The sequence below is a fragment of the Winogradskyella litorisediminis genome (assembly GCF_042675765.1).
Lineage (GTDB): Bacteria > Bacteroidota > Bacteroidia > Flavobacteriales > Flavobacteriaceae > Winogradskyella > Winogradskyella litorisediminis.
This window is the reverse complement of sequence record NZ_JBHTJL010000019.1, coordinates 1-13,850: the sequence shown is the minus strand read 5'-3', so window position 1 is coordinate 13,850 and position 13,850 is coordinate 1. Positions and strand designations below refer to the sequence as shown.

The 13,850-nt window shown below is 32.7% G+C and carries 12 protein-coding genes; 11 read left to right on the top strand and 1 reads right to left on the bottom strand.

The window, feature by feature from the left end; all coding sequences use genetic code 11:
• Positions 1-65 precede the first annotated feature (65 nt).
• The gene (locus tag ACFQ1Q_RS13800; RefSeq protein WP_386132723.1) at positions 66-398 is read right to left on the bottom strand and encodes a hypothetical protein; all 333 of its coding nucleotides are present in this window, start codon (positions 396-398) and stop codon (positions 66-68) included.
• Positions 399-504: 106 nt separating this feature from the next.
• Here ACFQ1Q_RS13800 and ACFQ1Q_RS13795 point away from each other — a divergent pair, with 106 nt between their 5' ends.
• The 11 genes from ACFQ1Q_RS13795 to ACFQ1Q_RS13745 all read left to right on the top strand — a co-directional run bounded on the left by ACFQ1Q_RS13795 (position 505) and on the right by ACFQ1Q_RS13745 (position 13,802).
• Positions 505-984: a YqiA/YcfP family alpha/beta fold hydrolase gene (locus ACFQ1Q_RS13795; RefSeq protein ID WP_386132720.1), complete on the top strand. Its 480-nt coding sequence runs from the start codon at positions 505-507 to the stop codon at positions 982-984.
• Between the two features lie 245 nt (positions 985-1,229).
• A complete protein-coding gene (locus tag ACFQ1Q_RS13790; RefSeq protein WP_386132718.1) occupies positions 1,230-1,814 on the top strand; it encodes a restriction endonuclease subunit S in 585 nt (194 codons plus the stop codon).
• A 214-nt stretch (positions 1,815-2,028) separates the two neighbouring features.
• Positions 2,029-2,253 (top strand): DUF2188 domain-containing protein, encoded by a 225-nt coding sequence (locus tag ACFQ1Q_RS13785; RefSeq protein ID WP_386132716.1) that lies wholly within the window; start codon positions 2,029-2,031, stop codon positions 2,251-2,253.
• Between the two features lie 52 nt (positions 2,254-2,305).
• Positions 2,306-3,790, top strand: a complete 1,485-nt coding sequence (locus ACFQ1Q_RS13780; protein ID WP_386132713.1) for a type I restriction-modification system subunit M — start codon at positions 2,306-2,308, stop codon at positions 3,788-3,790.
• A gap of 1 nt (position 3,791) precedes the next feature.
• Complete coding sequence (locus tag ACFQ1Q_RS13775; RefSeq protein WP_386132711.1) at positions 3,792-5,030, top strand: restriction endonuclease subunit S; 1,239 nt, start codon at positions 3,792-3,794, stop codon at positions 5,028-5,030.
• A gap of 2 nt (positions 5,031-5,032) precedes the next feature.
• Complete coding sequence (locus tag ACFQ1Q_RS13770; RefSeq protein WP_386132708.1) at positions 5,033-5,359, top strand: hypothetical protein; 327 nt, start codon at positions 5,033-5,035, stop codon at positions 5,357-5,359.
• Positions 5,352-6,182, top strand: coding sequence for a DUF2971 domain-containing protein (locus tag ACFQ1Q_RS13765; RefSeq protein ID WP_386132705.1), 831 nt, complete (start codon positions 5,352-5,354; stop codon positions 6,180-6,182). Before ACFQ1Q_RS13770 ends, ACFQ1Q_RS13765 begins: the two co-directional genes overlap by 8 nt.
• Positions 6,183-6,184: 2 nt before the next feature.
• Complete coding sequence (locus ACFQ1Q_RS13760; RefSeq protein ID WP_386132702.1) at positions 6,185-9,442, top strand: type I restriction endonuclease subunit R; 3,258 nt, start codon at positions 6,185-6,187, stop codon at positions 9,440-9,442.
• A gap of 4 nt (positions 9,443-9,446) precedes the next feature.
• Positions 9,447-10,154: a M48 family metallopeptidase gene (locus ACFQ1Q_RS13755; RefSeq protein ID WP_386132699.1), complete on the top strand. Its 708-nt coding sequence runs from the start codon at positions 9,447-9,449 to the stop codon at positions 10,152-10,154.
• 425 nt (positions 10,155-10,579) lie between these two features.
• Positions 10,580-13,396 (top strand): BT4734/BF3469 family protein, encoded by a 2,817-nt coding sequence (locus tag ACFQ1Q_RS13750; protein WP_386132697.1) that lies wholly within the window; start codon positions 10,580-10,582, stop codon positions 13,394-13,396.
• A gap of 76 nt (positions 13,397-13,472) precedes the next feature.
• Positions 13,473-13,802, top strand: coding sequence for a hypothetical protein (locus tag ACFQ1Q_RS13745; RefSeq protein ID WP_386132695.1), 330 nt, complete (start codon positions 13,473-13,475; stop codon positions 13,800-13,802).
• Positions 13,803-13,850: the final 48 nt, after the last annotated feature.

The window sequence follows — 13,850 nt, the reverse complement described above, 5'->3', positions numbered from 1 at the left end:
AGTAATGGCAAATCCTGCCACCAAATATAATAAGTGGTGGCAGGATTATTAGATTGGGTAATGCTCTAATTGTTTTCCAAAATTTCTTTAGGAATATAATAACTAGCAGAATATTTAAGCTTTTCTCCTCTATTCATAAAAGAACTAAAGGCCGCTTCGAACCAATCAGGATTACTTGGTTCTTTAGAGTATTCTTCATGTACTTTTGTGTCGTAATAATGATTGTCCATATCCCAAGGTTCTATACCATATATTCCAATACCGTATTCCTTGACACGTTTAATTATAATACTAAAATCCTCATCATTAAAGTATTTAATTTGAGAAGAATCAAACCCTGTATTTAAGTCGGTTAAACCTATATAGATATGTTTTTCTAAAAAATGTTCCTTAGTCATGTATGATTTTTAGTGACAAATATATTAAGATATCTTACAACTATAATGACAAGAGTAATTAAGTGTCATACTTTTTTGATAAATTTACTCATCAAAAATACTGATAATGAATATCCTATACCTTCACGGCTTAATGTCAAGTAATATATCTTCAAAAACAGACTGGCTTCAGGAGAATTATAAAGTATTTAATCCATTTCTAAACTACAAGGGGAGCTCTGAAACGATATTTAATTCTTTAGAGTTGTTGTGCGAGCAGAATAAATTCCACCTTATTATCGGTAGTTCCATGGGAGCTTATTTAGCATATCATATCAGCAACAAGTTTAACATACCTAGCCTTCTATTTAATCCTTCACTAGAAAAAAACAGCATTACAAAACCGAAAATTAACGAGGTCGAAAATCTAAAAATAAAACATACAATCATCCTAGGTAAAAATGATAATGTAGTAATCCCAGTTGACACACTAAATTTTCTTAAAGACAGAAAAGTGAATTTTACTTATACATTTGAACCAAATGGTCATAGAACGCCTTTAGAAGTTTTTCAAAAACATTTTTCAAAAATAGTAGACTCACTTTAGTAGTTTTCCAAAATAGAGCATATAGCAACTACATATTCACCTAATTAATATTTCATATTTATTTATTTATTTATTTTCAAAAAATAAATGCATTTTTTTTGAACAAAAAAATCTTTCAGAGCACCCAATCTACCTGGGTTAAAACTATTCAACACACTATTTGAAACGCTGTACAAAAATAAAAACCATCAAATGATTCTTGAATTTCTCATAAAGATTTCTATATTTGTAAAAAATTAGAAACGATGTACAAAAATATTTTAATAACAAAACTAGGAAAAATTGCCGATGTGCAATTTGGTCTTTATCAAAAAAAGGAAATGGAGGGTTCTGTTAAGTATCTAACCTCTAGTCACTTTGATGACGACCTTAATCCAACTTTGTTTGAAAATAGTTTTGTTAAGTTAGAAAATAAGGATAATAAGTTTCTGCTGAAATCCAACGATATTATATTGGCTGGTAAAGGACAGCGAATATTTGCTTGGGCATATGAAGAAAAATTCGGAAAAGTTATACCGTCATCTTTATTTTATATCATAAGGACAGATGAAAATCAGGTAAACGGTCATTATTTAGCCACTATACTTAATTCTAGTAAAAAACAGTACGAATTAACTCTATTAGGTTCTGGTTCTTCAATGATTTCAATAACTAAAAAAGAATTACTAGACCTAGAAATAGCTCTGCCTCCACTGGAAGAGCAAAAAAAGATTGTAAAAATATCAAAACTCCTAGATGAGGAAATAAGTATAACCAGTCAGATACTTGAAAAAAAACGGATGTTCAAACAAGGTGTTTTAAATCAGCTATTAACCAATAAAACAAAATAATAAGACATAAAAAAAGTCTATAAAAGCTAGTCACTTTTTAAGACTTTAGATTGGTATTGTTTACTCTAGTGGCTTGTCACCGAACTGAGATTAACAATGTTCTTGGAAAAACAAAAGTATACCAATCTTACGACATATCAAAATATGATGTGTTTAGACTCGGATTTACACGCTCTACTCCGAGATAATATTGAGTGTATTTAAAATTGTTACAATGAGTAAAACAAGACACGTAGTTCCTAATTCAGAAGGAGGATGGGACTCAAAAAAAGGAGGAGCTAAAAGAGCTTCAAAACATTTTGAAACTAAGAAAGATGCTGTAGATTACAGTAGAGAACTTTCTAAGAAGCAAAAAACGGAACTAGTCATTCATAAAAAAGATGGTAAAATTCAAAGAAAAGATTCTCACGGAAATGACAAATTTCCACCAAAAGGCTAAACAACTAATCAGGAGCGGTAATAAACTATCGCTCCTTAAATAAAAAATAACAATGAGTAAATTAACACAAGCAGAAATTAACAATAAAGTATGGAAAGCCTGCGACACCTTTAGAGGTACTGTAGATGCTGGTCAATACAAAGACTACATACTTACAATGCTCTTTATAAAATACATTTCTGATGTAAATAAAGAGAAGAAAGAAGAGTATGAAAAGAAGTACAAAGGAGATGCAGCACGTATAGAAAGAGCTTTAAAGCACGAGCGTTTTGCACTACCAGAACAATCTTCTTTTGATTATTTATACTCTAAACGTAACGAAACAAATCTAGGTGACATTATTAACATAGGGCTAGAAGCTCTTGAAGAAGCTAACAGAAGCAAGCTTGAAAAAGTATTTAGAAATATAGACTACAATAGTGAGGCTAACCTTGGTCAGGCAACAGATAGAAATAGACGTTTACAAAATCTGTTAAAAGATTTTGAAGGTCTAGACTTGCGTCCATCTAATCTTGTGGGTAATGATGTAATTGGGGATGCTTATGAGTACCTGATATCCAATTTTGCTGCTGGTGCAGGTAAAAAAGCTGGGGAATTCTACACCGCATCTGAAGTATCTGTATTACTTGCAAAACTAGTAGAACCTAAAGCAGGAGACCGTATATGCGACCCTACTTGTGGTTCTGGTTCGCTATTATTAAAAGTAGCTAAGGAAGTTGGTAACACTAACGTATCTCTTAATGGTCAAGAAGTGAACGGTTCTACCTATGCACTTGCACGAATGAATATGTTCCTGCACGAGATGGACAATGCTAACATACAATGGGGAGATACATTAAACTCTCCTAAGCTCGTTGAGAATGATGCTTTAATGAAGTTTGATGTAGTAGTTGCAAATCCTCCTTTTAGTTTGGATAAATGGGGCGCAGAAGATGCCTCGTCAGATAGATACAGTCGTTTCCATCGTGGTGTGCCTCCTAAGAGCAAAGGAGACTATGCCTTTATTACACATATGATTGAGACCCTAAACGAGCACGGTAGAGCTGGTGTCATATTACCTCACGGTGTACTCTTTCGCGGAAGTAGTGAAGGAAAAATACGTAAGCAATTGATTGATGAGAATTTGTTGAAAGCAGTTGTTGGTTTACCTGCAAACCTATTCTTTGGCACTAGTATCCCTGCTTCTATTTTAATCTTTGACAAAAATAAAGGCGATAATACAGATATACTTTTTATAGATGCCAGCAATGAATTTGAAAATGGTAAAAACCAAAATAGACTGCGTGGAGAAGATGTAGAGAGAATCTATAAAACCTTTACCGATTGGAAAGCTATCGATAAGTATAGCCACATAGCTACGCTAGAAGAAATACAAGAAAACGATTATAATCTGAACATACCGAGATACGTAGACACCTTTGTAGAAGAAGAACCTGTAGATATTGTAGAAACTCAAAAGGAGATAGTTGCGCTTAAAGCGAAATTGAATAAGGTAGAAGGGCAAATGGAAGTGTTTCTTAAAGAAATGGGGTATTAGGATGAGTGATAATGGAAAACATAATTACGGATGCTTTTTGCTAATTGAGGATTGCATTCAAAAAAAAGGACTGATTCGCGGACCTTTTGGAGGTTCTTTGAAAAAAGATTTTTTTGTCCAAAGTGGCTATTCTGTTTATGAGCAACGAAATGCCATATATAATGACTTCACTAAATCAAGATATTTTATAGATGAATCTTTATTCAAAAAGTTAGAAAGATTTAAAGTTAAAAAAGGGGATTTGATTGTTTCGTGCTCAGGCACAATAGGCAAAATTGCCGAAGTGCCTAATAACTTTAATCAAGGTATAATCAATCAAGCTTTAATGATTATTAGAATTAATGAAGAAAAAATTGATAAATCTTTCTTCTTTCAAATCTTTAAATCTTCATCTTTTCAAAATAGAATCATTAAAAGTACCCAAGGAGGTGCAATGAAAAATATGATTGGAATCAGTGATTTTAAAAAGATAAAACTTTTAGTCCCTGAAAAAATAGAACAACAGAAAATAGCTCAAATCCTGTTACAATGGGATGAAGCAATAGAAACTACGCAAAGCCTTATTAAGCAACTAAAGCTTCGCAAAAAAGGATTGTTACAAAAGTGTTTATCTGGTAAGAAACGATTGGCTGGCTTTAATGAAAAATGGGTGCAAAGAAAATTAAGTTATTATTTGAAAACTTCTCGTGATAAAAACTCTAATGCAGTTTATAATAAAAATGATGTATTAAGTGTTTCGGGAGAATTCGGGATTGTTAATCAAATTAAGTTTCAAGGGAGGTCTTTTGCTGGGGCATCAGTTCTAAATTATGGCATTGTAAATAATGGAGATGTAGTTTATACTAAAAGCCCGTTGAAAGCAAATCCATACGGTATTATAAAAGTCAACAAAGGTAAAGCAGGAATTGTATCAACTTTATATGCGGTTTATAAATGTAAAGAAACATTAGACGGAACTTTTATCGACTACTATTTCCAATTAGATGATAATCTAAATAGGTATCTGCGACCTCTAGTGCAAAAAGGGACTAAAAACGATATGAAGATTAATAATGAAAAAGTATTAATTGACCCAGTTTGTTTTCCAAAGCTTGAAGAACAACGAGCCTTGTCTTCTTTCTTTATGAATATTGATAATGAAATTCAAACTTCGATCAATTACTTAGAGAATTTGAAAATGCAGAAAAAAGGCTTGATGCAACAATTATTAACTGGGCAAAAGCGTCTAAAAATAGATTAGGTATGGAAGAGAGAATCGTTCAGGCATTTATTGCTGCTTTTCAGCCTAGATTTAATGCAATTATGAATGGATTAGGTAATCATATTCATCGTATTGATATTTCAACTGTAAATCAACAAATGATTCGTGCTTATGCTGAATGCATTGTTACTATAGCAGAAGAAAGAGAACTAGATACTGATATGGAAGTTGTATTTACTCAGCCTCGTGCACAAGGTCGTATCTCTTATGGTCTCTATCTTAAAATGCAAACCTATGCTGCTTATAGTGAGTATTCACAACAACTCTTTGAGCGTATTCAGGAATTAAATACTAAGCGTGATGAGTAAAATAGAACATTGGAATACGTATAACACTACTGGGATTAAGAAAGAATCTTTGTACAGGTATATGAGTTTAGATAAGTTAATGAGCTTACTCACTACAAAATCTATCTATATGCCTACTATGGATAGGTTTGATGATAAACTAGAAGGTATATCAACCTATGATATCACAGAGCTTCAATGGCATTATGAGACTTGTTTTATAGAGCGTGAAGAAGATATTGCACCAGCGATGCTCAAAGACTGGAAAGAGCAAAAAGAAATATCAGCATCTCATCTTAAATCAATTAGTAAAAAGATGATATGGAATCAAAAGGCGCACTATGTAAGCTGCTGGTTCAGTTCAGATAGAGAGTCAGATGGTATGTGGCGCAACTATGCAAAGGAAGATGGGTTTGCCATAAAGGTAAATAGAAAACAGTTTCAAGATAAGGTAAAGCAATCTATAGGTTTAAATACGCTTTCGCGAAAGCAAAACATCATAGTAGGAAGAGTAAAGTATCAAGATTTCCCAAGAGTAATAGAGAATGAACAAGAAAATACGGTTCTGTATCTAGCTTTTAGAAAAGATGAATCCTTCCAGCACGAAAACGAGTATAGAATTGTATTAGTAGATAAAAGTCAGGAAGACAAGCCAAACTTTTTTTCATACCAATTAGAAAATTTTGAAGAGCTAGACATTACAATCATTGCACACCCTGCAATGAAAGATGATGTATTTCTTAAAGCAAAAGCAGATTTTGAGGCATTAGGTGAACATATCAAAGTCCAAAAGTCCGAACTAGAACCCTTCTATCAATTAGTTGATAGAGTAAAACAATTATAAAAATGAGCACGACACCATCCTTTAGAGAAGATAATATCTCTCAGATACCAGCCTTACAATTGCTCATTAATATGGGTTACAAGTACGTAAGCCCTAAACAAGCCGAAAAATGGCGTGGTGGGAAATCACAAGTATTGTTCACAGAAATCCTAAGAAATCAATTAGGTAAGATTAATAGCATTACACGTCGCGGTAAGGAATATGAGTTTTCAGATGCTAACATAAATTCAGCAGTACTAGTAGTAAAAGACCTACCTATTCAAGACGGTTTTATAAACGCTAATAAAGCATTCTATGACCTAATCACTTTAGGTAAAGCATTTGAGCAAAGTATAGATGGTGATAAGAAGAGTCATACGATAAACTATATTGACTGGAAAAATCCTGAGAATAACGTCTTTCACGTCACTGAGGAGTTTCCAGTAATGAGAACTGCAAGAACAGATACGTATAGACCAGATTTGGTATTGTTTATAAATGGTATTCCCACAGTTATTGTAGAATGTAAAAGTCCTTCGTTAGGAGGAACAAAACCTCCTGTAACTTTAGGTATAGAGCAGCACACGAGAAACTTTAGTAAAGATGGCATTCGTTCGCTGTATATGTACTCAAATCTGTTAATGAGTGTCGCTACCAATGCAGCAAGCTATGCAACCACAGGAACTAGTAAAGAGTTTTGGGCAAGGTGGACAGAGCAGTTTACTTCTAATGAATCAGAAAAAGCATACTGGGCAGGATTAAAAGAGCTTAAAAACAAACCTCTAGACCAAGACCAAAAGAATATGGTCTTTGAAGAACGAGCTGAGTATGTACGTAAAAGCTTTGACGGCATTGATACCGAAGAAAGACTGTTTACGGAACAAGACAAGCTCATCTATAACTTGTGCCGACCAGAGCGATTATTGGACTTAATACGCAACTTCACGCTGTATGATGACGGTATTAAGAAAGTTGCAAGATACCAGCAGTATTTTGCCGTGAACAACACTATAAATCGTGTTACTAAGTTTGACAAAACAGGTAAACGTCAAGGTGGTGTTATATGGCATACACAAGGTAGTGGTAAGTCATTGACTATGGTTATGCTTGCACAGATGCTGGCGTCAAATCCACATATTTCAAACCCAAAAATAATTTTGGTAACAGACCGTGTTGACCTTGATGACCAGATTTCTGACACTTTTAAAAAATGTAAGAAAGCTGTACGTCAAGCAAAGACTGGTTCACATCTTACTGAGCTTCTTGAAGATAGTGATGATGCAATTATAACAACCATCATAAACAAGTTTGAGGCAGCGGTTAAGAACAATAAAAAGCCATTTATGTCTTCTGACATCTTTGTTTTGATAGATGAAGGACATAGAACACAATATGGAACATTCAATGTAAGTATGCAGCGAGTATTTCCCAACGCGTGCTTTTTGGCTTTTACAGGTACGCCTTTAATGAAGAAGGAGAAAAGTACGGCTAATAAATTTGGAGGTTATATAGGGAAAGCATATACGGTAAAAGATGCGGTAGATGATGGTGCTGTAGTTCCTCTTCTCTATGAAGGAAGACACAATCAGATTACCCTTAATGAAGCTCCCATAAACACCTATTTTGAAAAGTTAGCTGAGCGAAATAATCTTTCAGAAAGAGGTCGTGCAAAGTTGAAACAGAAGTTTAATACTGTTAATGAACTTAATAAAACTGACCAAGTGATTTATGCAAGAGCTTGGGATATCAGCGAGCATTATACGGAGTTCTTTCAGACACATAATGATAGTTACAAACCAAAAGCACAGTTAGTAGCACCTACTATTAAAGCAGCCTTACTCTACAAAAAATACTTAGATGAAATAGGAATGGTAGACTCTGAGGTTGTTGTGACCCAATCAGACCAACGAGAAGGTACAGAAGATGGTTACTTTAATGAAAACGAAGACAAGCGCAGAGAGGATGAATACCTCAATGCAATGATTGATAAATATGGTGATTTAAAGAAATATGAGAAAAGTATTATAAATCAGTTTAAGAAGCGTGACAAACCTGAGATACTAATCGTAGTAGCTAAACTTTTAACTGGTTTTGACGCTCCTAATAACACGGTACTTTATCTGTGTCGTTCTCTTAAAGAACATACCTTATTACAAGCAATCGCGCGTGTTAACCGAGTATATTCAGGAAAAGATTATGGATACATCGTTGATTATTATGGGAATCTTGAAAATCTAGATACTGCTTTAAGTACATATTCAAATCTTGATGGTTTTGATGAAAAAGACCTTGAAGGTACTTTGACCAATATCAATGAAGAAATTGACAAACTTCCACAGGCACATTCAGAGCTTTGGGATATTTTCAAAACACTAAAAGGTCGAAATTTAGAACCTACTGCGTATGAAGAGCATTTGTCACCAGAAGATGTGAGAAATTCATTCTACACAAAGGTAAGCCAGTTTGCTAGATTACTAAAACTAGCTCTTTCGTCTGTAGATTTTGTGACCAATACTGATGAAAAGAAGATTGACACCTATAAGCGTGATGCGAAGTTCTTTTTAAAATTACGTGTCGATGTGACCAGACGTTACAATGATGATATCGCTTATAAAGAGTTTGAACCGCAGATACAGAAGCTAATTAATAAGCACATCACTACTGATGGTGAAGTGATGAAAATAACAGAGCTGGTTGATATTTTCAATAAAGACGATAGAGATGCAGAGGTAGAAAAAGTAAAAGGAGCAGCAGCTCAGGCAGACCACATAGCTAGTAGAACTGTGAAGGCTATAAATATCAAGATGCAAGAAGACCCTATCTATTTTAGAAAGCTTGCAGACCTTATTAAAGAGACCATAGCAGCCTACCATCAAAAACGCATCGATGAAGCTGAGTATTTGAAAAGAGCCAAGGCGCACGAAGAGAAATTCTTTAATGGGCGCTCTGAAGAAGCACCAGAAGAGCTTGCTGATAATATAGTGGCTTTAGCTTTTTACAACTTTAGTAAATCTGTTTTTGAAGATTTAGAACTCTTAAAAACTCCATTTCACATTGAAGTTAGTTTGTCAATAGACAAAACAGTCAAAGAACACATTTACCTGAATGAGAAAAAAATAATTGACTGGCATAGGAATGAAGATATTACAGGTAAAATAAACATAGAATTAGGCGATGTTATTTATGACTTACACCAAAAATTTGACATAGATACTAATTGGGATAAAATCGATTATATGATTGAGGAATGTTTGAAAATCGCAATTCTTAAATACAAATAAAGCATTGGAGTTTAATAGCATCAAATATGGAAATTCTTCCATTGATTTTCAGTTAGTTTATAAGGAGCGAAAAACACTAAGTATCAAAGTGTTTCCCGATACCACGGTAGTTGTTTCTGCTCCTTGTAAAACTCCTATGGAAAAGATAGTAGAGAAGGTTAAGTCAAAAGCAGAATGGATACTTAAGCAGAAATCTTTCTTTTTAAGCTATGAACCACGAACACTAGACAAAACTTATCAAAGTGGTGAAGGACACCTTTACTTAGGGAAAACTTATAGGCTTAAAATAACTGAGTCAAAAAATAAATCCACTAAACTAAAAGGAGGCTATATCTGGATTGAAACTAAGGATAAAAGTCAAACACAAAAAATAAAAGAACAGCTTAATGAATGGTATAAGTCTAAAGCTATTATTCATTTTAATACGCTTTATGAAAACAGATTAGGATTAGCAAAAGAGCTATCTGAAAAACAAACGTCGCTCAAGTATAAATGGTTAAATAACCGTTGGGGAAGCTGTTTTATCAATGGAACTATCTATCTTAATTTGGAGCTTATAAAAGCTCCTAAAGAATGCATAGACTACGTTCTTGTTCATGAAATTTGTCATCTTGAACACCATAATCATAGTAGTTCTTTTTATCAGCTTTTAAGTAAAAAACTACCAAACTGGAAAGCATCAAAAGAGAAGTTGGAGAAGCTTTTGTCTTAGCACGAGCTTTCTGATTTCCCCCTCCCCTCCATATTTTTGGTTTGTAAATATAAGTGTTTTATCACTTCTTTAATATTTACTTAGAAATATGTTATTGTTAAACAAACATTTTTTTTAGTTCGCTGTTTCAATTTTAAAATTAAAAACCACTCATAAATATGAGTGGTTTTTTTATGCTCAAAAACAAAAAATTCCATTCTTCTTAAAAGTTCGTTTTATATAAATATAGGAACGAATAAGCATGATAAAATACTTCTTTAAAAGACAAAGAGACATTTTACTAAAACAATCGTTCTCTTAAAATATAAAATAATACAAATGAATAATATTCGAGCTGAATGAATAGCATTAAAGCAAACAGAAGTTAAATCAATAATAAAAAAAAATACTATGAAAAAAAATACAAATTTTAAAAATCAAAACAAATGATATTTCAAAACGAACAAAACAACTTCAATTATAAAGAAGTAAAAGAAATAAATGAAAGCGTAATAAACAATATGTATAATGCGCAAAGCGAAAAAAGAGGTGAGCTGTTTATGCTTGAAGACGCGCTCCTTAATAAAACAATATCTAAAGAAGACCTAGAGCTTATCCTTGAGTTTTATTGCGAGACGCCAATTACATCGTCAGAAGAAGACTTAAAGTACCCCAAGTTAAAAGCCCAATTGTGGAAAGCTTATAACGACTTTGGAAAGAATAGCAAAGTTTTTAAAACTACTAAAAGAGAATTTGAATCACTTGACTTAAAGCTAACTCCAGTTGGCAGACAATATGCTATTGAATCAATGGTAGAGAATAAAGAGGTTACTTTTTTTAAAGATTTATATTCCAATGCACCTAAACACACAACTATTTCTAAAGTTTTAGAGGATATTAAAAATGAAAAACATAAGGCTCTAATTAAAGAGATTAGAAACTCTGAATCTAAAGAAGAAAAAAACACCTTAAAAAAGAAACTTCCCGTAGTTTTATTTAACGGCTTATTCTATAAGAGGCATGGTGATAGATTTATAAAATTCAGCAAATATATGTGTCTTGATTTTGACGATTTTAACTCAATTGAAGATGTTGAAAAAACTAAAGAGAGACTTATTGAAGACCCTTATGTATATGCTGTATTTAAATCTCCAAAAGGCTTCGGGTTAAAAGTACTGATTAAGGTAGAAAGAAAAAATACTATTGAACATTTACAGTATTTTGAAGGGGCAAAAGCACATTTTTCTTCAATAGATGGTTTTGATGATGCCTGTAAAGACATCGCTAGGTCTTGTTTTATGTCTTCTGACCCAGATTTATATATCAATACGAAAGCAGAGGTTTTTACAAAAAAATTAGAAGTAAGTGCTGGTAATGAAAAACTAAGTACTTCTAAGCAAAGGAAATCGAAACAAAAACTAATAATACTCGAAAATGATATAGAAAAAGAGAGGTCAATTTTTGATGAAACAGACTTAGACAAAATAACAAAGCTAGTTTATAAATACTGGGAATCTAAATACTCTCTCTTTGAAGGTAATAGAAACAACAACCTTTATAAGTTAGCGATTAAATTGTATTCCGCTGGTGTCCCAGAAGCTGATATTACAACGTTTTTCTATGAAAGATTTAAAGGTGTTTTTGAAAGCGATGAAGAACTTGACTCTATTGTATCAAGCGCGTGCAAGAATGAATCTATTTTTAATTCAAAACCATGGCAAAACTATGAGCTTAAACGAAAAGTAATAGCACTTTTAGAAAATGAAAATGACCTGAATGAATTACTATCTGAGAATAAAATTGACAATAATAATTTGATGGTGCAGAAAGAACTTGACGATTTAAAATCTGAAAATCAAGTTTTTTGGGAAGTGATTATTGATAAAGAACGTAGGATTACTGGATATAAGGTTAATGAGTTTAGAGTTATAAAGTTTCTGAAATCAGCAAACATTTTTTGTTTAAATACAGGAGGAAGTTTTCAGTACTATGAAATAAAGAATAATCTAATATATGAATTAAACATTTTCGATATAAAGAACTTTATTGTTAACTACATAAGAGAAACACAAGTTGGTAATGAGTTATTAATAAGCACATTCTTAAAACAAAAGGCATTATATAGTGATTTATTTCTGTCTGATTTAAAGATAGAGGGATTCGAAAGACAAAGAGACACTTCTGAAGAAGTTTATAAATACTTTTTAAATGGAGTACTAGTTATTTCAAAACATAAACAAAATCAGTTTATAAATTATTCTGAGCTTGAGAACCCTGTTTATGCAAGTCAAATTATTCAACATAAATATCTTGAAAAAGCTGAAGGGAAATCGGATTTTGAAACGTTTGTTGCAGATATCGCAGACGGTAATATTGACTCCTTTCGCTCTGCTTTAGGCTACTTGTGTAGTAATTACAAATCACAATCCAGTGCCAAAGCTGTAATCTTATCGGATAACTCGACGTCTTTTCAAGAAGCCAATGGAGGACGAGGTAAAAGTCTAATAAGCAAGGCTATATCTATGTTTTCAAACGTTGTTAGAATTGATGGGAAAAGATATTCTGCTAAAGATGGATTTGCACTAGCTCCTGTAAAACACACCAATGAAGTTGTGTTTATCGACGATTTAAAACAGGGATTTCACTTTACGGATATGTACAATTTGATTTCTGATGATTTCGAAATAACAAAGAAGTACTCAGACAAAGAGATTATCCCTTTTAAGTTAGCTCCAAAAATATTACTGAGTAGCAATTACCCCATTAAGGGTAGTGACGAAAGCTCTAAGAGACGTAGGTTCGATTTAGTTTTATCAGATTTCTATTCAACTAAATATTCACCAGTCGATAAGTTTGGAAGAGAGTTTTTTACTAGCTGGAAGGAAACCGATTGGAACAATTATTATCACTATATGACAGGTTGTGTAGAGCTCTTTTTAGAAAAAGGTTTAATAGATATGTCTACAGATTCAATGAAATTGAAAGGTCTTATTGCTGATACATCGGAAGACTTCATGTCGTTTATGGATGACAACTTAGAGAGCTTGGAAATAGACTTCTTTAGATTAGAAACAATTAAACAACAGTATTATCAGCACTCTAATCACAATTTGTCTGCTCGAAAATTAAAGGGCTGGATTGTTAAATGGTGTGATTACTATGATTACAAATTAATTGATAACAGAGTAAATAATAAACGCGTATACAAGTTATCAAAACAAGTCATTCTAATGATGAGTAACTACAACAAACTAGTAGCATAAAATAAAAACGGGCTGATTAATATCAGCCCATAAATACACATAAATTATGAATTCATTTAATTATGAAGGGTGTGAGGTGAACATCCTTAATAAATCTACATTAATAACTAATCAAAAAGCTTACGAGTTTTGTGAAAGTTATATAGACCACTATTTATCGACAGAGGGATGTTATATCCCTGAAGCAATTAAAAATAAAGAGACTATCAATATTATTATAACCGATAATAAAAAACAAATTATTATTTCCTTAAACAATGTCAAGCATATATTATTGAATATTGAAGGATATCATAATGTAAAAACAAACCATGAGGTAATGTCAAGAGCACATGCTTCATTTTTTCAGCAAATTGTATATCACAAGGTTTCAGGAACAGACATCATAGAGCATTACCCAATCTAATAATCCTGCCACCACTTATTATATTTGGTGGCAGGATTTGCCATTACT

Coding starts and splice junctions, on each gene's coding strand:
- ACFQ1Q_RS13800 (WP_386132723.1), bottom strand. CDS start 398: ATGACTAAGGAACATTTTTTAGAAAAACATATCTATATAGGTTTAACC.
- ACFQ1Q_RS13790 (WP_386132718.1), top strand. CDS start 1,230: ATGTACAAAAATATTTTAATAACAAAACTAGGAAAAATTGCCGATGTG.
- ACFQ1Q_RS13770 (WP_386132708.1), top strand. CDS start 5,033: ATGGAAGAGAGAATCGTTCAGGCATTTATTGCTGCTTTTCAGCCTAGA.
- ACFQ1Q_RS13760 (WP_386132702.1), top strand. CDS start 6,185: ATGAGCACGACACCATCCTTTAGAGAAGATAATATCTCTCAGATACCA.
- ACFQ1Q_RS13750 (WP_386132697.1), top strand. CDS start 10,580: ATGATATTTCAAAACGAACAAAACAACTTCAATTATAAAGAAGTAAAA.
- ACFQ1Q_RS13795 (WP_386132720.1), top strand. CDS start 505: ATGAATATCCTATACCTTCACGGCTTAATGTCAAGTAATATATCTTCA.
- ACFQ1Q_RS13780 (WP_386132713.1), top strand. CDS start 2,306: ATGAGTAAATTAACACAAGCAGAAATTAACAATAAAGTATGGAAAGCC.
- ACFQ1Q_RS13775 (WP_386132711.1), top strand. CDS start 3,792: ATGAGTGATAATGGAAAACATAATTACGGATGCTTTTTGCTAATTGAG.
- ACFQ1Q_RS13785 (WP_386132716.1), top strand. CDS start 2,029: ATGAGTAAAACAAGACACGTAGTTCCTAATTCAGAAGGAGGATGGGAC.
- ACFQ1Q_RS13765 (WP_386132705.1), top strand. CDS start 5,352: ATGAGTAAAATAGAACATTGGAATACGTATAACACTACTGGGATTAAG.